This is a genomic window from Enterobacteriaceae bacterium Kacie_13 (assembly GCA_013457415.1).
GTDB lineage: Bacteria > Pseudomonadota > Gammaproteobacteria > Enterobacterales > Enterobacteriaceae > Rahnella.
The window spans coordinates 3,572,444-3,591,315 of record CP045665.1 but is presented as its reverse complement, the minus strand read 5'-3'; the positions used below and the strand labels follow the sequence as shown (position 1 = coordinate 3,591,315).

Here is an 18,872-nt window from a genome sequence, read left to right as displayed (position 1 = left end):
AGGCGGGAGATGTGCGAATTGCTCGGGATGAGCGCTAACGTTCCTACTGATATTTGCTTTAGCTTCAGTGGATTAGTGCAGCGCGGTGGCGGGACAGGCCCGCATAAAGACGGCTGGGGCATTACCTTCTACGAGGGGAATGGTTGTCGTACTTTTAAAGATCCGCTGCCGAGCTTTAATTCGCCCATCGCCCGCCTTGTTCAGGAATACCCGATCAAATCCTGCGCGGTGATTTCCCATATTCGTCAGGCAAACCGTGGCGAAGTGGCGCTGGAAAATACTCATCCTTTTACCCGCGAACTTTGGGGCCGCAACTGGACCTATGCGCACAACGGTCAGTTGCGCGGTTATCGCCAGCTCGATACCGGCACGCTGCGCCCGATCGGCCAGACTGACAGCGAATACGCTTTTTGCTGGCTGCTGCACAAATTGACGGAACGTTATCCGCGCCGGCCTGCGAGCTGGCCTGCCGTGTTTCGCTACATTGCGTCGCTGGCGGATGAGTTACGGCAGAAAGGGGTGTTTAACATGCTGTTGTCGGACGGGCATTTTGTGATGGCCTATTGTTCGACAAATCTGTACTGGATCACCCGCCGTGCGCCGTTCGGTAAGGCCACGTTGTTGGATCAGGATGTGGAGATTGATTTTCAGCAGCAGACGACACCCAATGATGTCGTCACCGTGATTGCCACGCAACCGCTGACCGCAAACGAAACCTGGAACAAGATTGCTCCAGGCGAGTTCGCGTTATTTCACCTGGGTGAACGCCAGCTGTGAGGACAGCGGGGTATTGGACAGCGGCTGAAGCACTTCATATTGACCGTTCGTCACCACCACATTCGGTGCCTGATGGTGTTTCTCAAAGTACGCGTACCCCGGCTGTAGCTGACGCCAGAAGTTGATGTAGCTTGAGTTCTTGTGCGCCTGCATGTTGGCATCGGTCATCCGGAACGGATAAATGCTGATTTGCAGATTACGCTGACCGTACTGGAAAGCGGCCTGAACATAGGTGAAGATTTCATCCATGTAGCCGTCGGTCATCGCGTAGCAACCAATGGATTTACAGTTGCCGTGGATCATCAGATACTTGCCTGAGTAACCCTGAGAAATGTCGTAGGCGTTCGGGAAACCGATATTGATCGCGCGATAAAAGCGGCTGTCTGGTTTCAGGTGGTGGATATCCACGTTGTAGAAACCTTCCGGGCTTTTGAAATCACCTTCGCGACGTTTATTCCCTAAACCACCAGAGAAGTCGCAGATGCCGTAGCTACCGATCAGACGAAATTCGCCGTCGAGCTGGGCATACAATTCGAGTTTACGTTCTTGCTTGAAAATCTGGATATATACCGGAGCGCCTAACAACTGCTTTTTAAGCGCAGCGTTAACCGGGACAGGTTCGCTGGCCACGGCGTAATTTGCTGTAAATAAAGGCAAACTGAGGAGCATCGCAAGGAACAGCGCGATTCTGATCATTCTAAATCCTGCTTGATAATAATTCTGATGTTTTGTCTCTCAGATGAGATCATCTTTAAGACCGCCACTGATTGATTTCTTATGTACTGCCTGTCTGAAACGTTGCCATATTAATACTGATTAATATTTTAGCAATCACCAAATAATGAATAATGAGTGTCGTATTGTTAATTATCTGCGCTTGCCAGAATCGGTGATTAATTAAGCCAAATTGACCGCCATTTTCCATGTTTGAAAATGCACATCTTCACTGTATACTTATACAGTTATCAAGGGGAGGGCTATGCGTAAAATCATTCATGTGGATATGGACTGCTTTTTCGCGGCCGTCGAGATGCGCGATGATCCTTCCCTGCGCGATATTCCTATCGCCATCGGCGGCAGTCGCGATCGCCGCGGTGTGATCAGCACCGCCAACTATCCTGCCCGAAAATTCGGGGTCCACAGCGCGATGCCTACCGGGATGGCGCTAAAACTTTGCCCGCACCTGAAAGTTATCCCCGGCAGAATGGATGCTTATAAAGAAGCTTCAAACCACATCCGCGAAATCTTTGCGCGTTATACACCGCTTATCGAACCTTTGTCTCTCGACGAAGCGTATCTGGACGTGTCCGATGCCACCCAGTGCAACGGCTCGGCAACCCTTATCGCCGCAGAAATCCGTCAGGCGATATCTGATGAAATCAATCTGACCGCCTCGGCAGGTATCGCGCCGATCAAGTTTCTGGCAAAAATCGCCTCTGACCTGAATAAACCCAATGGCCAGTTCGTGATCACGCCGGATAAAGTCGAGGCTTTTTTGCAAAATTTGCCGCTGAGCAAAATTCCTGGGGTTGGCAAAGTCACCGCGCAGCGCTTGCACGAACATGGGCTTACCACCTGCGGCGACGTGCAGCGCTACGATCTCGCTACGTTACTCAAGGGTTTCGGCAAGTTTGGTCGTGTCCTGTGGGAGCGCTGTCAGGGAATTGACGAGCGGGAAATTTCCGCTGAACGACTGCGTAAATCGGTTGGCGTCGAGCGGACGCTGGCGGAAGACATTCACAGTTGGGAAGAGTGTGTGGCGCTGATCGACCGTTTATACCCCGAATTACATACGCGACTGAGCAAAGTCAGCCCTACTCTTCGCATTGCGCGACAGGGTGTAAAACTCAAATTTCATGATTTCCAACAGACCACGCAGGAGCACGTCTGGCCGGTGCTTAATAAGGAAGATTTACTGAAAGTGGCGCGGGAAGCATGGGAACAACGGCGGGGCGGGCGCGGCGTCAGGCTGGTGGGGCTGCACGTGACGTTGCAGGATCCGCAAATAGAGCGGCAGTTGCTGTTGCCCTGGGAATAATCCCCGTCATCCTTCAAGCTGTCTCTGCGTTGCCTGCCCTCGCAAACCCCGGTCACATACTGATGTATGCTCCCGGGTTTTACTCAGTTGTCGCCTTGATACAGCCCGAATGATTTAGGGGATCGAGTATTAATTGCGTTCAGGAATCGCCTTCAGCAACGCCGTCAGCAGTTTCCAGTACAGCTCAACGCTTTCGATTTCAACCTGCTCATCCGGCGAGTGCGGGCCAGTGATGGTTGGCCCGATGGAGACCATGTCCATGTCCGGATACGGTTTTTTGAACAGGCCGCATTCCAGACCGGCGTGGATCACCATGATGTTCGGGGTTTTGTTGAACAACGTTTCGTAAGTTTCACGCACCAGCGTCATCACCGGTGAACTTGGCTCTGGCTTCCAGCCCGGATAGCTGCCTTTTGCCAGACTTTTCGCACCAGACAGCGCGCTCAGTGAGTTCAGCATGCTGACCACATACTCTTTTCCGCTGTCGATAAGGGAACGGATCAGGCTGTTGATCGCCACTTCGTCATCTTTCATGGTGACGACGCCGACGTTCAGGGAAGTTTCAACCACGCCTTTCACGTCATCACTCATGCGGATAACACCGTTTGGTGTGGCGTTCAGCAGTGCGAGGAATTTACCCTGCGTTTCCACTGTCAGCGCTTTCGCGTTGGTTTGTGCCGCTTCAACCACCAGCGCAATTTTCTTCTCTACCGCAGACAGTTCAAACTGAATCGTCGCCAGGAATTCCTGCGCAGCCGCTTTCAATGCGTCAGATTTATCAGAGGCAATCGCCAGCGTAGCAATGGCTTCGCGCGGAATCGCGTTACGCAGCGTACCGCCGGTGAAGTCCAGCAGGCGCAGGCCGAGAGAGTCGGCGTGATCGGCCAGGAAACGCGCCAGCAATTTGCTTGCGTTGCCCAGACCCAGATGAATGTCAGCGCCGGAGTGACCGCCTTTCAGGCCTTTCAGGGTCAGTTTCAGCGTGGTGAAACCGGCCGGAACGGCTTCACGGCTCAGCGGTAGCGTAGCAGTGAAGTCGATGCCGCCTGCGCAACCCATGTAGATTTCGCCTTCGGTTTCGGAATCGGTGTTGATCAGGATTTCAGACTGTAACCAGTTTGGTTGCAGGCCAAATGCGCCCGCCATGCCGGTTTCTTCAGTCATGGTCAGCAGGACTTCCAGCGGACCGTGTTCAACGCTTTCATCAGCCAGCACTGCCAGCGCAGATGCCAGACCAATACCGTTATCAGCACCCAGCGTGGTGCCGCGTGCTTTTACCCAACCGTCTTCAATGAACGGCTGGATCGGATCTTTAGTGAAATCATGAACGGTATCGTTGTTCTTCTGCGGCACCATGTCGAGGTGAGCCTGCAGGGCGACCGCTTTACGGTTTTCCATGCCTTTGGTGGCCGGTTTACGCAGCAAAATGTTGCCGACTTCATCACGCTCAGCGTGGATACCTTTTTCCTGTGCCCATTCAACAATGTGTTTTGCCAGCGCTTCTTCATGATAAGAAGGATGCGGAATTGAACATACTTTGGCAAAAATATCCCACAACGGTTGTGGCGAAAGCTGAGACAGTTCAGACACTATAAGTCTCCTGTAACAGTCAGCTCATTCAGGCTCCATGTGCAGGCGAACTGATTGAGATGCTGTAGGTTTAAGGTTAAGTAATCCCCGCCAGACGTTGTGGCGAGTGGCCTGACAGAATATCACTTAATCTTTCGCTGTGCGCGTATGCGGGGAGAAAATCCGGTCTTTTTAGGCTCAGCCAGCCAGATAATCGCTGGTTTTTGTGAGCCAGAATCTCTATAATCCCGCGCAACCTTTTTTCCCCCGAATACATTCTTAGAAGCCGTCTTTTCACTGGCTGGGACACCTTTATGAGCGAAAAATACGTTGTAACCTGGGACATGCTGCAAATCCACGCCCGTACGATGGCTAAACGCCTGCTGCCGGCAGAACAATGGAAAGGCATTATTGCAGTCAGCCGTGGCGGCCTGGTTCCTGCGGCGTTACTGGCGCGTGAACTGTGTATCCGTCACGTAGACACCGTCTGCATCTCCAGCTACGACCATGATAATCAGCGCGAAATGCAAGTGCTGAAACGCGCAGAAGGCGACGGTGAAGGCTTCATCGTAATCGATGATCTGGTAGACACTGGCGGCACCGCGAAAGCCATCCGTGAGATGTACCCGAAAGCTCACTTCATCACTATCTTTGCGAAACCGGCTGGCGCACCGCTGGTCGATGACTACGTGATAGATATCCCGCAGAACACCTGGATCGAACAGCCGTGGGATATGGGCGTCGTGTTTGTTCCGCCTTTAGTGGGAAAATAATCTCCTCCGCCTTATAAAAGACGCCTGGCTCATTGCCGGGCGTTTTGCTTTCATTGGCTTGAAATCCCTTTCGCTTGACCACACTCCTGTCTTGTCGCACCGTTAACACGTTATAATCCCCTCATGAAAGGGTGGCCTGCGGGCGACCATCTGCTTGCTAACGGAGGATCATGCATTATGGCGCCAGTCAATCTCACGGAAAAATTGTTCAAACCTTCCTTCAAATACCCGGAAACCTCGACGCTGGTTCGCCGCGTTCATCATCACAATATACATCCGCCGATGCACTCAGCGCTGGAAGGCGATACGGTGAATTGCTGGTACCGGACCATTAACCGTCTGATGTGGATGTGGCGCGGCGTGGATCCGCTCGAAGTAGAAGAAGTGCTGTCGCGCATTGCTGTTTGCAAAGCCGAGCACAGCGATCCGCTGCTGCTGGATACGGTTATCGGCTATCGCAACGGCAACTGGATTTATGAATGGTCGAATCAGGCCATGCTCTGGCAGAAAAAAGCCGCAGAAGAGCAGGATGCGGATCTGGCCAGCGAATACTGGCTGAAAGCCGCCAACCTTTACAGCATCGCCGGTTATCCGCATCTGAAAGGGGATACGCTGGCGGAACAGGCCGAAGCCCTGGCGAATAAAGCGTTCGAGAAATCCTCTGAACATTCGCCTTACGAACTCAAAGAACTGGATTTTGCGATCCCCGGCGGCGCGCCAATCACCGGTTTCCTGCACCTGCCGAATGAAGGCAAAGCGCCTTTTCCGACAGTGATGGTTTGCGGCGGCCTGGATACGTTACAAAGTGATCATCAGCGACTATTCCGTTCTTATCTTGCGCCGATGGGCATTGCGATGCTGACCATCGACATGCCGTCGATCGGGTTTTCCGCGAAGTGGAAACTGACGCAGGACACCAGTTTCCTGCATCAGCAGGTGTTGCAGCAGTTGCCGAATGTGCCGTGGGTGGATGCCGGTCGCGTCAGCCTGCTTGGTTACCGTTTTGGTGCCAATGTTGCCGTGCGTCTGGCGTATCTCGAACCGCGCCGCGTGCGCGCTGTCGCCACGCTGGGTGCACTGGTGCATACGTTGCTCAGTGATCCAAAATGTCAGGAACAGGTGCCGGATATGTACATGGACGTGCTCGCCAGCCGCATCGGCATGTCCAGCGCGTCGGACTCTGCGCTGAAAACCGAACTTAATCGTTATTCTCTCAAAATGCAGGGGCTGCTGGGGCGCAGAACGCCGACGCCGATGCTGGCCGCATACTGGGAGAACGACGTGTTCAGTCCGAAGAGTGAAGCGAAGCTGATAGCGGATTCCTCCTCTGACGGCAAGCTGATGGCAATCCAGAGTGAGCCGCTTTATCAGCATTTTGATCGTGCATTACATGAGATTTGCGAATGGCTGCAAAAGAGAATGCAATAACTTAATGGTTGCTTATTCTTAACGTTTTGCTAAAAAGGATCGTCTTTATATGGAGGTTGTACTATGACGTTACCAAGTGGTCATCCTAAAAGCAGACTAATGAAACGTTTCGGTACGTTGGGGCCGTACATTAGAGAAGGGAAATGCGAGAACGACCGCTTTTTCTTTGACTGCTTAGCTGTCTGTGTCAACGTGAAGCCCGCGCCAGAGAAGCGTGAGTTCTGGGGCTGGTGGATTGAGTTACAGGCCGAAGCCGAACGTTTTACCTATGTGTATCACTTCGGTTTGTTCGACAAAGAAGGCGACTGGAAGGCTCAAAACATTAAGGATGCTGAAGTTCGCGAGAAGCTTGAGACGACATTGGTAGGGTTTCACAAAAAACTCAATGCCATGATCGTAGAAATGTCTTTCAAACTGGAACCTGCTGATGATTTCAGCGAAGAACCGGTGAAGCTTTCTGCCTGACCTTTTGCACCATTGTGTACTACCCATTCCCATCATGAATGCTGCTATTATAGCGTTATGCCGGTTGGCATAACGCTTCTCTCCTGATACAAACACATCAAAGCAAAGCGTTTCAACTCAATCAAACACACTAATTAAACGGCAGATGACTATGAGTGGCAGCCAAACACTGGTTGTAAAACTGGGCACCAGCGTGCTCACTGGCGGTTCCCGCCGCCTCAACCGGGCTCACATTGTTGAGCTTGTCCGCCAGTGCGCGCAGCAACATGCGGCAGGGCATCGGATTGTGATTGTGACCTCGGGCGCGATTGCCGCCGGGCGCGAACACCTTGGCTACCCCGAACTCCCCGCCACCATTGCTTCCAAACAGCTGCTGGCTGCCGTCGGGCAAAGCCGTTTAATTCAGCTCTGGGAGCAATTGTTCTCGATTTATGGCATTCATATTGGCCAGATGCTGCTTACCCGCGCCGATCTGGAAGACCGTGAGCGTTTTTTGAACGCCCGCGACACTATGAATGCGCTGCTCGATAACCATATCGTCCCGGTGATTAATGAGAACGATGCGGTGGCGACGGCCGAGATCAAAGTCGGTGACAACGATAATTTATCTGCGCTGGCGGCGATCCTGGCCGGTGCCGATAAACTGCTGCTGCTGACCGACCAGCGCGGCCTGTTCACCGCCGATCCGCGCACCAATCCCGAAGCGGAGCTGATCCGTGAGATCACCACCATCGACGACGCCCTGCGCGGCATCGCCGGTGACAGTGTCTCTGGCCTTGGTACCGGCGGCATGGCCACCAAATTGCAGGCGGCGGACGTCGCGTGCCGTGCGGGTGTCGATACCATTATTGCCGCCGGGAATCTTCCGGGTGTTATCGCAGATGTGATCAATGGTGTGTCCGTCGGTACACGTTTCCATGCGATGGAGACACCGCTGGAGAACCGCAAACGCTGGATCTTCGGCGCACCGCCTGCCGGTGAAATCACCATTGATGATGGTGCAGTCGCGGCGATGCTCGAACGCGGCAGTTCGCTGTTGCCAAAAGGCATTCGCGAAGTGAAAGGCGATTTTTCGCGTGGCGAAGTGATCCGTATTCGTAATCTGAACGGGCGCGATCTGGCGCATGGCGTCAGCCGCTACAACAGCGATGCGATGCGCATGATTGCCGGTCATCATTCCCAGCAGATCAGCGATATTCTCGGTTATGAGTACGGCCCGGTGGCCGTACATCGTGACGACATGATTGTCAGTTAAGGAGTTACCATGCTTAACGAGATGGGCAAGGCCGCCAAAGCGGCGTCCTGGCAGCTTGCCACCCTCAGCACAGCGCAGAAAAACCGCGCGCTGATGCTGATGGCCGATATGCTTGAGGCCGACAGCCAGAGCATTATTCTTGCCAACGAGCTAGACATGTCCACTGCACGCGAAAGTGGCATGAGCGAAGCCTTACTCGACCGCCTGTTGCTGACGCCCGCCCGTTTGTCTGCAATCGCCAGCGACGTGCGCGATGTCTGCCGCCTGAGCGATCCGGTCGGGCAGGTGATTGATGGTTCATTACAGGATAGCGGTCTGCGCCTCGAGCGCCGCCGTGTGCCGCTTGGCGTGATTGGCGTGATTTATGAAGCGCGCCCGAACGTCACCATCGACGTCGCCAGTCTGTGCCTGAAAACCGGCAACGCGGTGATCCTGCGCGGCGGTAAAGAGACGCATCATACCAATCAGGCAGCGGTCAAAGTCATTCAGCAGGCGCTTGAAGAGTGCGGGTTGCCGAAAGCCGCGGTTCAGGCGATCGAAAGCCCGGATCGCGCACTGGTGGCCGAGCTGCTGCGCCTGGATAAATACGTAGACATGCTGATCCCACGCGGTGGCGCTGCACTGCACAAGCTTTGCCGCGAGCAATCTACCATTCCGGTGATCACCGGCGGTATCGGTGTGTGTCATACCTTTGTGGATGAGAGCGTCGATTTCGACAAAGCGCTGACCGTGATTGAAAGCGCGAAAGTGCAGCGCCCGAGCGCCTGTAACAGCCTGGAAACCGTGCTGGTTCATCAGGCAATTGCCGCGCGTTTCCTGCCAGAGCTGAGCGCCAGAATGCATCGTGCAGGTGTGACACTGCACGCCAGTGAATCCGCCATGCCGCATCTGCAAAATGGCCCGGCGAAAGTGCTGGCTGTATCTGAGGAGGATTATCAGGACGAATGGTTGTCGCTGGACTTGAACGTCACTGTGGTCGCCAGTCTGGACGCCGCCGTGGCGCATATCCGCACCTACGGCACCGAGCATTCCGATGCAATCCTCACCCGTTCTATCAGCAGTGCTGACCGCTTCGTGCGTGAGGTTGATTCCTCTGCGGTGTACGTCAACGCCAGCACTCGTTTCACCGACGGCGGTCAGTTTGGTTTAGGCGCAGAAGTCGCGGTCAGTACGCAAAAACTGCACGCCCGCGGTCCGATGGGATTAGAAGCCCTGACGACCTACAAATGGATTGGTTACGGCGACGATTTAGTGCGTCCGTAACGGCGTTGCACCGGTGGATTTTTGTTTATGAAACCGGTGCGAATTCATTAATTTGCGCGGAACGACGAGAAAAGCAGCAAACGCATCGTCAGGGGCTTGACGGCAGCGTCAAATTTCAATAATTTATGACCCCGTAGTTCCCCGGTAACATCTCAAAATGCCGACTTAGCTCAGTAGGTAGAGCAACTGACTTGTAATCAGTAGGTCACCAGTTCGATTCCGGTAGTCGGCACCAAATTCACATCAACGGAACTCCATATAGGTCCGCTTTTGCTTTGTATGACCATCTAAATCAACCATTCTCACCAATTTCACCTCAACCCAATTCAATCAAATTCTACCTGCAACAGCGTATTTATGCGATATGCGGCGCAATCTGGCATTATCAGCTATAACCCTGCTAATGATATGGCGGGGGCCCTGACAACTGTAAAGCGTCAGCACCGACCGGCTCTCGTTCTCGATCGTATTAATGAACTTACCAATCGAATCGAATCCTACAAGGGGCAGCCACTGACGGTACTGGCGACAAAGTTGACACTGCTGATTTTCATTCGTTCCAGTGAACTACGCTTTGCTCGCTGGTCGGAGATAGATTTTGATAAATCGATGTGGACTATCCCCTCTGAACGCAAACCACTTCCAGGCGTTAAGTATTCGCACAGAGGTTCTAAAATGCGAACACCGCACTTGGTGCCGCTTTCGCTACAGGCACTGGAGTGTAGTGGCCTGAAAGCAGAATCGAGCGGTGCTTAAATCATGTGTATTAACTACATGAATTTTATGTGTAGTTAACATGGGGATAAAGGCTCACTCTGTTCCGGAGAAGGGGGGGGTCTCTATAACTGTTGATGCGAAATTTTTTTTCGTTTTTTATCACCTTGGTAATTAGTTTTGTATCCTTCAGATTTCTGAACAATTCTTACCTTTTATCCCTAATCAGCCCCAAGGTCATCGTCACTTTCTCCGGCATCTCATCCAGATTATCTTCCCGCAGTCCCATCACCACGTTATAGCCCATCAGCAGCGAACGATCGCCCAGGCGCGGCAGGGGAGCCAATTCAATTGGGATTGTCAGTTTCAGGCTGGCGTCGTAGTCACAGCCGAGATACACACGCAACAGGGTGAAGACGTCTTCACGCAATTGGCCTCCGGGCAGCCAGCCTTTGGCCTCGCTCGGATCCTCGGTGAACATCTCGACGCCAATGCAGTAGTTTGCATCGTCGGTATGACTGCCGAGAACCAGAGGGTCGCCCAGCGTTTGCAGCGCAGAAAGCGAGAATCTCGCCTGCTGACCGGCGGGCATTCGGGTGACCTTGTGAGGCTTGATGGTGACCTGCGTATTCGGTGCCTGGGTGTTGATCACGCTGGCGATCCCCTCGGCAGTCCGAGTGGTGCGGACTAACGGTTGCAGCATCGCCAGCAGTCGTGACGCGGGTACATCGCCGCTGTCAGTCATGCCGGTCAACGCCATCAGGCTGCGCGAGGTTTTATCGATGCCGCCCGCTTCGAAGGTGGCGGGATAGCTGTATTTACGCCAGATGCGGTAGAACTGGGTCATCATCCGGTGGTTGAAAATGTCTAAAAAGGCTTCCAGACCTTCATGACCTTCGCGCCGTTGGGTGATGTCATCGACGTAGCTGCTCGGCATCGGGGAATCGATGCCGTACAGCCCCATAAAGGTGGTGCGCACGGTGGGCGGTTTATCAGGACGTTCCGGGTCAGTCTCCACCGCTTTGAGTTCGCTGACCGGAAAACCCATGCCCGGATGCGGGCGAAAACGCACCGGGTCATCTTTGGGCGAAAAGGTGCTGCCGAGCGGCGGTTTGCCTGACATCTGTTGTTCGAGCAGCTGGCAGAACCGGTAGAAGTTGAAGGCGTGCGCGCGGTCATCGCCGTCGTTGTCCCGCCAGAACGCTGGGACGTGGTTGTCCGGGTTATCGCGGTTACCCTGGTCCATCAGAACAGCACCCGCGTTAAGCGTCGCTCTGGCCATGACCACAGTGTACCGGACGGGCTGAGCTGGACCGTCAGTTGAATGAACCGGCGAATATCGGCGTACTGGGTGTAAAACTGCTCCAGGATTTCGCTAAACAGCAGGGCGTCGCCCTGGCCGAAGAACTGCGTTTCATCCAGCGTCACGCGGATAGCCACCCCGTGCCAGCCTTCGGCGGGGTAGTGGGACGGCTTGTAGTCAACGTGCGTAATACCGGCAATGCGGCGGGCGTTGTTCGGGTCACTCGTCCAGTCCAGCAGTCCAAGGGCGTGGCGAAGGGTGTCGATTTCCATCAGACTGGCGATGGCCTGCGGGTGCAGCAGTGACATCACCTGCCACTGGTAAAGCTCGGCGGTGGGTGGGTAGTACGGCATGGCCGGTTTGGTGCGGGTGGCCCATTTTAGCGCGAGATTACCCAGCGCCATCTCGCCGTCAAACACCGTGTCCCGTAGCGCCATGCGCGGGTAAGCGCCGTTGGTACAGGTCATGTTCAGGCGCATTTTCAGGCCGTTTTGTGCGTCGTGGGTACGGCCACCGAGCATTAAAATCGTCTCGTTCAGCCCTGACGGACCGCGAACCATCCGCGTGTGGTAATAGCGGTCGGGCCACGACTTTTCGTATTTCAGCATCCCGCCTTTCTGGCGAAACTGGCTGTAGGGCACATAGCTGAATTCGGCATTGTCTTCGGTCACCTGCGCCGCGTCGTTGACGGCGTAAATCTCGGTGTGTCCGTCGCTGAGGCGGTGCGGGCGCAGGCGATAATCGCTGACCGCCGTGGTCACCGTCAGCGGCTGGGCCAGCAGACGGAACAGGTTGATCACCGGCACGCAGTGCATGCGCAGGGCGTCAGGCGGTACGGTTAAATCAACCGGCCAGCGCTCACTCAGGGTGACCTCGATATCAAAAGCGGTAGTGTCCGGCGGGAAGGCCATCGTTTCCAGCCCGCGCAGCTGCATAAAGAAATAGCGTTCGGGACTGGTAAAATATTCCAGCCACGGGCGCATTTCCCCGCACAGCGCCGGGCTGTCGCTTTCCGGCCACAGGCTGGCGTCCTGCTCGGTCTGCCAGCGCGGGACAAACTGCGCGTTGACTGGCGTAAGTTCTGGCGAACTCTGCCCGAAGCGTACCTGCACCCGTTTCACCTGACGGCTCAACGCCAGATACAGCGCCGATTGCAATGGCCGGTCGCCGTTGATATACAGGCTGATGTTCTGCCAGTCGGTGGGGCGAATTTCAGTCAGCACGGGCAGGGTAAAGCGCAGGCGCAGCGCCTGCTGGCCTTCGTGCAGGGTAAATAAGCTGACGCTCTCGAGCGCAAACGGATGCACGGTGAGCGCACGGGTGGTGCGGTAGGCGCAGCGCTGGCGGTCATTGCCCAGCGGCTGGGTAAACAGTTCACTCTCGGCGGGCAGCACCTCTTCGCGCACGTGCAGCTCCGGCGCGGCAGGCGTCAGTTCAACGATGGCCGTGGAGGGCAACGTGCGGTTCACCACCGGCAGCAGGTGGCCGAGCAGCGGCTCGGTCAGCTCAGGAATGTCGTCATCAATCTTCTGCCGAAGTTTGGCCATCATCAGGGAAAAACCCTGAAACAGTCGTTCGACCGATTCATCGCGAGGCACCGGACTGCCGTCAAGACCTAACGCTCTGCCTAATTCAGGAAACGCTTCGGCAAACTCAATGCCGGCTTCCTTCAGGTAGCGCATTTCGCCGTCGAAGTATTTTAAGAAATCATCGTCCATTATTGCGGTTTCCTGAGCAGCAGCCGGTTGTCATTAAGCTCAACCACCCGGCCTTTATCCGGGTCGAGGTCATTGCGTTCAATGACCCTACGCCAGGTATTGTTCTTCACGTCAGGCGCCATAAACAGCGCGACCACGGCCACAAACCGGGCATCGGCATGCATCGGCACGGCAAGCGTGGCGTCACTGGCGGGCATCACCTGTACCACCTGTTTGTCGAGCAGGTCGGCGTCCAGCAGGGTTTTATCTTGTTTTAGCAGTGCGCTGTAGCTGGTGGTGTCGAAGGTTTTGCGGTCTTTGAGCTGGTAAACCCAGACTACCGTCGGCAACGCCTCCCCCCCTTCGTTGTTGTTCAGGGCGCTGCGTGAAGAAAGCGTCAGGTGCAGAGTGTCAATCTTGCGATAAAACACCACGTCGGCCACGGACGATGCGCCCTGACCGACGCGCTGCGAGAGGCCGCAGCCGCTTAACAGCAGGGGTAACAAAAGCGCCACGGCATATTTCATTCGGGTCATTTTACGGTGCGTCATGGTGGGTTGCCTCCTCAGGCGGTGAGGTCACCACGTCCGGCGAGGTAAATATCTGCGTGGGCAGCTTAAAGCGGCGCAGGGCGAGCAGCTCCAGCGGGCCGCCGCCGCTCTGGGTACGTAGCACCATAGAAAGCGTCTCTTTGGTCGGTGTTTGCCAGCTCAGCAGGTAGCGGCCATTGTCGAGTTGTTCCACGCGGGCTTTATCGAGCAGGCGCAACCAAGCCCAGCTTCCGTCGGCCTGAAAATAGGTCTGAAACGCATCGGCATTTTTCCCGGAGGCCGCGACCGGTGACCAGGCCAGCGCGACTTGAGGGTGGTCGCTGGCAGCATTCGGCCAGCGGAATGTCTGCCAGCCCGGCATCTGGTTAAAGTACTTCATGGTGGCATCGTCAATCTGCAGGTCGGTTTCCACCACGTTGCGGGCAGAGCGGGTTTGCAGCTCAAAGGTGACGCCGGCCTCTCCCTGTGGGAATAAGCGCCGCCCCAGTTGGCTTAGCTGGTTAACGGCATTCAGAAAGTCGGGATTGATATCCAGCCCCTGCGTATTGAGCGGGTTCGCTACCCAGCTGTCGCCCTGTTTTTCCAGTACGCCAGCCAGTTGCTGGGTAATAAACTGGTCAATCAGGCCGCTGTCCGGCGTCAGGTAGTGCGCCAGCTGCGCGAAGGCCGCGTCGTTTTTGGTGTTATCAAACGGATAGCGACCGGTAAATTCGGCCTGCCACGGGTGTTGTATCTGCATCTGCCACGCGTTGTTCAGCCCCTCTTGTGCCGGTAGCAGCACGCCGTTCCACGCCTGCTCGAGTGGTTGCACAAACACCGCGTCACCAAAGCTGCTCCACTCGCCGCCGAGGCTGGCCGTCAGCAGCTGTGCATAGTGGCGGGCCTGCGCCAGCGTGGTATTGCCGTTGCCGAAGGCCGATTTGACCATGCTTTGCGCCATCGCCTGCGGGTCCGAGGCGTTAGCCACCTGCAGCAACTGAAGGCGAGTTTGAGATACCTGCAGCAGGTAGTTAGCCAGCGTCACGCCCGTGGCGCTCTGCGCATTTTGCACCTCACCGGCAACCTGCGTTTCCGGCGGCAGGATAGCCAGCAGCGGGGTAAAAGTGTCGCGCAGTACGCGGGTCGGGTCGTTATTGCTTCCTGCCGCACTGTCTTGCGCTGCGCCGTTCGACACTAGTTTTTGCGCGGACTGGAGCAGCGAGTCACCGAGTGCGGCGCGGTTCTGTCCGGCGGCGGCCTGATAACGCACGCTTCTGGTCAGGGCGAGCAGGGGAGACTGGCGCGCATCGGCCAGTTGGGTCAACTGGTCAAGCGAAGTGCTCAGCGAGTCGCTGTTATTCCACTGAATGCCGTTGAGGAAGTTCAGCCACGCGCTGGCGTAGTCGGCAAAATAGCGTTCGGTCATGCGCTGTAAAAGCTGTTCTTTGCTCAGCAGCTGCTGTTCGCCGGTGTCATCAAGCACCCAGTCGGAGGTCACGCGGCGGGCCGAAGCCGCCTTCTCAATGGCGTCACTGACTTCACCCTCCCAGGCCTGACGGGTAAACAGGCCCGACAGGGTTTCACCGGTGGTGAACAGCTGGCTGCCGGCAGTATCGCCGAGCAGGCTGTCGAGCGTGACGTCGGCGTAGTGCGGCAAGACCGACAGCAGAACCTGCTGGTACAGGGTGTTTTCGCTGTTACTCATCCCTTTCTGACTGCGCAAGATAGTGCGCACGTTAGCCACCAGGTTGTCATCGGCAGGCAGTTGCCACTGAGGGTGCAGCGGCAACTGTTGCAGGTAAAACCCCAGCAGTTTATCCGAGCGGGCTATCCATTCGCCCGGCGTAACGCCCGCTGGTGCGGGCCACAGCGGTGCCAGCACCGGTTGCATAAAGGCCGGTTCGGCGCGTTCAGGATGAAGCAGCATCAGGTAGGTTTTCAGTCGCTGATAGGCAAGCTTACCAGCCTGCCGACGTTCGGCCGTACCCGGCGGCAGGGAAACAAACGCCTGCAACTGCTGCTTTAGCGCGCTGACCATCGGGGTGATGAGTGACGTCTGATTTTGCTGCGTATAGGTCGGCCACAGCGCGTTGAGCAACGCATCACGCTGGTCCAGACCAAAGCGGTGTGACCACGGCGTACCGTTCAGCTGCCACCATAACAAGCGGTCGATGCCGTCTTGCAGGGCGACGCTGCGAGTGAGCGAGTCTGACGGCGATGCCGGTGAGGCCGCCGCCTGACGCAGCGCCTGGCTTTCCTGAATCAGCGTGCTGTTATTGTACGCCGAGACGGCCATGCCGAGTACCCATAACCCGAGCAATGCCACCGCGCCGAGCGTCAGCCTGTCACCGGTGGAAAAGTGGTCACGCTGCCCGCGCTGTTGCTGGCTTTGGGCCATCACCCCATGCCATGCGGGTGACAGATAACAGGCGTTGCGGCTTTGCAACGGGGAGGCGGACTCCGCGGCGGCGGGCATAAAGAATAACCCGGCCAGTAAGACGCGCTGATGCTCCTCGAGCCACGGCTGAAAGCGCTGCGTTAGCCGCGAACCGGTGCTGTGAGCCACATCGTTGGCCAGTTTGAGCAGATAAGCCCAGCGCATATTGTCGGCCAGCTGGGCCATGCCCTGGGGTATCAGCGTGCTGGTCAGCTCATTGAGTTTCTCATTAAGCGAGACCGGCTGGCCTGCGGGCCAGTAACAGCCGACGCTTTGCAGCGGTCGGTCATCCTGCTCCCACTGCGGGTCACTCAGGCAGACGCCGAACACCGGCGGTCGCCAGCTCAGGGTCTGGCCGAGCGCGATAAGCTGGCGATAAACCGCGTCAGTGCCGTCCTGCTGCTCAGGCTTCACCGGTGCGCTGTTCGTGGTCCACAGATGGGCAGCGTCAGAGGGGAATTCGGTCACCCACAGCACGGCATCCAGCGCTCGCCGTCCGCGAAGGTGGCGCAGCTGCTTGAGTGCAGGTAAATCCAGCGCCTGCGCTTCGCCGCACCACAGCAGAACGGCGGCACTGCTTTCCTGCCAGCGCACCTGCGTCAGTCCGGGGGCGATTTTTTCCACCGCATCACGTTCGCCGGTCACCAGCAGCCAGGGCTGTTGGTGTTTCCACTTCCAGCCATAGCGGTGGCGCAGGGTAAAGCGCAGGGATTCAAAGGCTGAGACCCGCTCGTCGTCCTGTTTTTCCGGGGGACGGTTAAAGTCCAGCAGTTGCACGGCGAAGACGTAGCGGGCCAGCAGGAAATAGCTAAGCAGCATGACGCCGGTGCCCCACCAGGCGGTAGTGTACTCAACTGTCTCTTTGCTGGCATTTAGCCACAGCAGGCCGAGTGCCAGCGTAAGCAACACAACCAGCAGCGCGTGAAGACTCTTAATCATGAGGTTTTTGTTCCAGCAGGTGCCACTCAACATCCAGTTGTTTACGCCATAAACGCAGCGCCAGTGGGATGGAGAAACTCAGCAAGGCCGCGACAATCACCAGGCCGCCGCCCAGCCAGGGCAGCATGGCCATCTGTGTGTTGCGCTCAGCAGGCAGTAAAATCAGGGCCAGCATCACGGCAAAAATGCCGCCGAGATAGGCCAACGGGTAACGGGATATCGTATCGGGCGGAGCAGTAACCGGTTCGGCAGGCTGGGTGCTGAGCTGGATAAGGCTGATGGCCTCGTCGGTCTGTGCGGCTACCAGCTGGCCACGCTGGCCTAAATCACATCCCTGCGCTGCCAGACACAGGGCAAGCCAGAATGAGGCCGGACTTTTGGGGCCTAACAGCAGCGACAGGTCATGACGCCCCGGCGCGGGCAGCGCCACGTCGCTTTCATCCATCAACGCCAGCAGAGCGCCGCGTTCCCGGCTCTGTAGACCGGCGTCCCACAGATGGCTCAGACGTTTGGGATCAGTCTGACCGGTAGCCAGATAGCGCGGGAAATCGGCCTCAAGGTCGTGCGCCTGCGTCATCAGCGGGCGGAATAAAAAAACAGGGCGAAAAGGCGGCACTTTCACCACCGGACCGGCAGAGGTTTGGAAAAGCAGGGCGCTGCTGCAGGCGCTGGCGCGGCTTTTACCCTCCACCAGGTGCAGGGCGATCACCAGTCGCGGAACCTTAATGTCCTCATCACACCAGTCATGCAGCAGAGAGGCATCCGGAGCCACGCTCTGCCAGTGGATATTTTCCAGGTTAAGACGCTTATTGAGCTGACTGCTCCAATATTGTTCCACGACGGGAAGTGCCTGTTGTTCATCCGTATTGGCGTAAAACCATATTTCAATGCTGGGCAGGGAGCGTAAAGCGTTATGCAGAGGCGTCAGTGTTTGCGTGAGAATGCTTTTGAGCGGTGATTCACCGATCAACACCGGCTCCGTCAAAATGAGATTCGCTGGCTTAGCCGGTGCCTGTGGTGGCTGGCCTTCCAGACCCAGGGCGCGGCTGGCCACATCTGGCTCAGGCGTCAGGGCGTGAAAGGCGACCAAACGCAGTGAGCGGCGTCCCCAGTATTGCCAGTTGGCATACTTGCGGTCGATGAAAAGGTGTCGCCATTGTACCTGCCGACGGGATTGCAGCGTGCCGCTCAACACAAAGGTCATCACGGCTGACGACAGCAACATGGGCAATAATAACAGCCAGAACCAGAAGCGAGGATCCGCGTAACCCCGTTGCACCGGCCAGGTGAAAAACAGGCCAATAGCTGCAAGAGCGATGCAGATCGCAGGCACCGCCAGCCACCACCACCATGCGGGGAGTCGTGGCACGGCGTGACGAACCATCTCAGGGAGGCGCCAATTCATCACTGCGCCCCGGCGTTGGGTAATGTGGTGTGTAACGTGCAGCCACACTGCGCGGTGCAGCCATCCACAATCACCGCTTTGCTGTTCATTTTCCAGGTCGGGTGCCCCTGATTGACCGGCACCGTACCGTGCTGAGAACAATTCACTGTGTCACCGGCCAACATCACCGGTTTACCGTCAAATAGCGGACCAGAGGCCGAACTGACGTTGCCGCCGTGAGAATGGGGATCGCCTAAACGAATAACGCCGTGCATGAAATATCCTTCCCTGAATGTGTTA

General features: G+C 56.3%; 15 protein-coding genes, 1 tRNA gene and 1 pseudogene. 9 read left to right on the top strand and 8 right to left on the bottom strand.

The genetic code is table 11. The annotated features are described in order from the left end of the window. The first annotated feature begins 9 nt into the window (after positions 1-9). Positions 10-777: a class II glutamine amidotransferase gene (locus tag GE278_16330; protein ID QLK62245.1), complete on the top strand. Its 768-nt coding sequence runs from the start codon at positions 10-12 to the stop codon at positions 775-777. Here GE278_16330 and GE278_16325 read toward each other — a convergent pair. Then, a complete protein-coding gene (locus GE278_16325; GenBank protein ID QLK62244.1) occupies positions 748-1,473 on the bottom strand; it encodes a L,D-transpeptidase family protein in 726 nt (241 codons plus the stop codon). The two genes, GE278_16330 and GE278_16325, sit on opposite strands and share 30 nt — an antisense overlap. A 283-nt stretch (positions 1,474-1,756) precedes the next feature. On the opposite strand from GE278_16325, the gene dinB reads away from it, so the two are divergent. Continuing rightward, entirely contained in the window at positions 1,757-2,815 is a 1,059-nt protein-coding gene (gene dinB / locus GE278_16320) for a DNA polymerase IV (GenBank protein ID QLK62243.1), read from the top strand. Positions 2,816-2,944: 129 nt separating this feature from the next. Here dinB and pepD read toward each other — a convergent pair whose 3' ends face one another. Beyond that, positions 2,945-4,405, bottom strand: a complete 1,461-nt coding sequence (gene pepD / locus GE278_16315) for a beta-Ala-His dipeptidase (protein ID QLK62242.1) — start codon at positions 4,403-4,405, stop codon at positions 2,945-2,947. 293 nt (positions 4,406-4,698) lie between these two features. On the opposite strand from pepD, the gene GE278_16310 reads away from it, so the two are divergent. The 7 genes and pseudogenes from GE278_16310 to GE278_16280 all read left to right on the top strand — a co-directional run bounded on the left by GE278_16310 (position 4,699) and on the right by GE278_16280 (position 10,288). Next, positions 4,699-5,157 (top strand): xanthine phosphoribosyltransferase, encoded by a 459-nt coding sequence (locus GE278_16310; GenBank protein QLK62241.1) that lies wholly within the window; start codon positions 4,699-4,701, stop codon positions 5,155-5,157. 177 nt (positions 5,158-5,334) lie between these two features. After that, positions 5,335-6,585, top strand: coding sequence for an esterase FrsA (gene frsA, locus GE278_16305; GenBank protein QLK62240.1), 1,251 nt, complete (start codon positions 5,335-5,337; stop codon positions 6,583-6,585). 63 nt (positions 6,586-6,648) lie between these two features. Continuing rightward, positions 6,649-7,050 carry a sigma factor-binding protein Crl gene (locus GE278_16300; GenBank protein ID QLK62239.1) on the top strand — a complete coding sequence of 134 codons (402 nt, stop codon included), beginning with the start codon at positions 6,649-6,651 and terminating at the stop codon, positions 7,048-7,050. Positions 7,051-7,201: 151 nt separating this feature from the next. After that, on the top strand, positions 7,202-8,305 hold the full coding sequence (gene proB, locus GE278_16295; protein QLK62238.1) for a glutamate 5-kinase: 1,104 nt from the start codon (positions 7,202-7,204) through the stop codon (positions 8,303-8,305). 9 nt (positions 8,306-8,314) lie between these two features. Continuing rightward, positions 8,315-9,568 carry a glutamate-5-semialdehyde dehydrogenase gene (gene proA, locus GE278_16290; protein ID QLK62237.1) on the top strand — a complete coding sequence of 418 codons (1,254 nt, stop codon included), beginning with the start codon at positions 8,315-8,317 and terminating at the stop codon, positions 9,566-9,568. Between the two features lie 159 nt (positions 9,569-9,727). Next, positions 9,728-9,803: transfer RNA gene (locus tag GE278_16285), tRNA-Thr, on the top strand. Positions 9,804-9,925: 122 nt separating this feature from the next. After that, positions 9,926-10,288: pseudogene (locus tag GE278_16280) on the top strand (integrase). 202 nt (positions 10,289-10,490) lie between these two features. Here GE278_16280 and tssG read toward each other — a convergent pair. Genes tssG through GE278_16250 form a run of 6 tightly spaced genes read right to left on the bottom strand, consistent with a single transcriptional unit; the run spans position 10,491 to position 18,847 of the window. Continuing rightward, entirely contained in the window at positions 10,491-11,564 is a 1,074-nt protein-coding gene (gene tssG / locus GE278_16275; protein QLK62236.1) for a type VI secretion system baseplate subunit TssG, read from the bottom strand. Continuing rightward, positions 11,528-13,303 carry a type VI secretion system baseplate subunit TssF gene (gene tssF, locus GE278_16270; GenBank protein QLK62235.1) on the bottom strand — a complete coding sequence of 592 codons (1,776 nt, stop codon included), beginning with the start codon at positions 13,301-13,303 and terminating at the stop codon, positions 11,528-11,530. Before tssF ends, tssG begins: the two co-directional genes overlap by 37 nt. Beyond that, positions 13,303-13,833 (bottom strand): type VI secretion system lipoprotein TssJ, encoded by a 531-nt coding sequence (tssJ, locus tag GE278_16265; GenBank protein ID QLK62234.1) that lies wholly within the window; start codon positions 13,831-13,833, stop codon positions 13,303-13,305. The genes tssF and tssJ overlap by 1 nt, the downstream gene beginning before the upstream one ends. After that, positions 13,820-17,188, bottom strand: coding sequence for a type VI secretion protein VasK (locus GE278_16260; GenBank protein ID QLK62233.1), 3,369 nt, complete (start codon positions 17,186-17,188; stop codon positions 13,820-13,822). The genes tssJ and GE278_16260 overlap by 14 nt, the downstream gene beginning before the upstream one ends. After that, the gene (locus tag GE278_16255) at positions 17,181-18,593 is read right to left on the bottom strand and encodes a hypothetical protein (GenBank protein QLK62232.1); all 1,413 of its coding nucleotides are present in this window, start codon (positions 18,591-18,593) and stop codon (positions 17,181-17,183) included. The genes GE278_16260 and GE278_16255 overlap by 8 nt, the downstream gene beginning before the upstream one ends. Then, positions 18,593-18,847 carry a PAAR domain-containing protein gene (locus tag GE278_16250; protein ID QLK62231.1) on the bottom strand — a complete coding sequence of 85 codons (255 nt, stop codon included), beginning with the start codon at positions 18,845-18,847 and terminating at the stop codon, positions 18,593-18,595. The genes GE278_16255 and GE278_16250 overlap by 1 nt, the downstream gene beginning before the upstream one ends. Positions 18,848-18,872 lie beyond the last annotated feature (25 nt).

What these genes read in the sequence shown, in the direction of transcription:
- GE278_16330 (QLK62245.1), top strand. Translation starts at nt 10, where the DNA reads ATGTGCGAATTGCTCGGGATGAGCGCTAACGTTCCTACTGATATTTGC.
- GE278_16325 (QLK62244.1), bottom strand. Translation starts at nt 1,473, where the DNA reads ATGATCAGAATCGCGCTGTTCCTTGCGATGCTCCTCAGTTTGCCTTTA.
- dinB (QLK62243.1), top strand. Translation starts at nt 1,757, where the DNA reads ATGCGTAAAATCATTCATGTGGATATGGACTGCTTTTTCGCGGCCGTC.
- GE278_16310 (QLK62241.1), top strand. Translation starts at nt 4,699, where the DNA reads ATGAGCGAAAAATACGTTGTAACCTGGGACATGCTGCAAATCCACGCC.
- frsA (QLK62240.1), top strand. Translation starts at nt 5,335, where the DNA reads ATGGCGCCAGTCAATCTCACGGAAAAATTGTTCAAACCTTCCTTCAAA.
- GE278_16300 (QLK62239.1), top strand. Translation starts at nt 6,649, where the DNA reads ATGACGTTACCAAGTGGTCATCCTAAAAGCAGACTAATGAAACGTTTC.
- proB (QLK62238.1), top strand. Translation starts at nt 7,202, where the DNA reads ATGAGTGGCAGCCAAACACTGGTTGTAAAACTGGGCACCAGCGTGCTC.
- proA (QLK62237.1), top strand. Translation starts at nt 8,315, where the DNA reads ATGCTTAACGAGATGGGCAAGGCCGCCAAAGCGGCGTCCTGGCAGCTT.
- tssG (QLK62236.1), bottom strand. Translation starts at nt 11,564, where the DNA reads ATGGCCAGAGCGACGCTTAACGCGGGTGCTGTTCTGATGGACCAGGGT.
- tssF (QLK62235.1), bottom strand. Translation starts at nt 13,303, where the DNA reads ATGGACGATGATTTCTTAAAATACTTCGACGGCGAAATGCGCTACCTG.
- tssJ (QLK62234.1), bottom strand. Translation starts at nt 13,833, where the DNA reads ATGACGCACCGTAAAATGACCCGAATGAAATATGCCGTGGCGCTTTTG.
- GE278_16260 (QLK62233.1), bottom strand. Translation starts at nt 17,188, where the DNA reads ATGATTAAGAGTCTTCACGCGCTGCTGGTTGTGTTGCTTACGCTGGCA.
- GE278_16255 (QLK62232.1), bottom strand. Translation starts at nt 18,593, where the DNA reads ATGAATTGGCGCCTCCCTGAGATGGTTCGTCACGCCGTGCCACGACTC.
- GE278_16250 (QLK62231.1), bottom strand. Translation starts at nt 18,847, where the DNA reads ATGCACGGCGTTATTCGTTTAGGCGATCCCCATTCTCACGGCGGCAAC.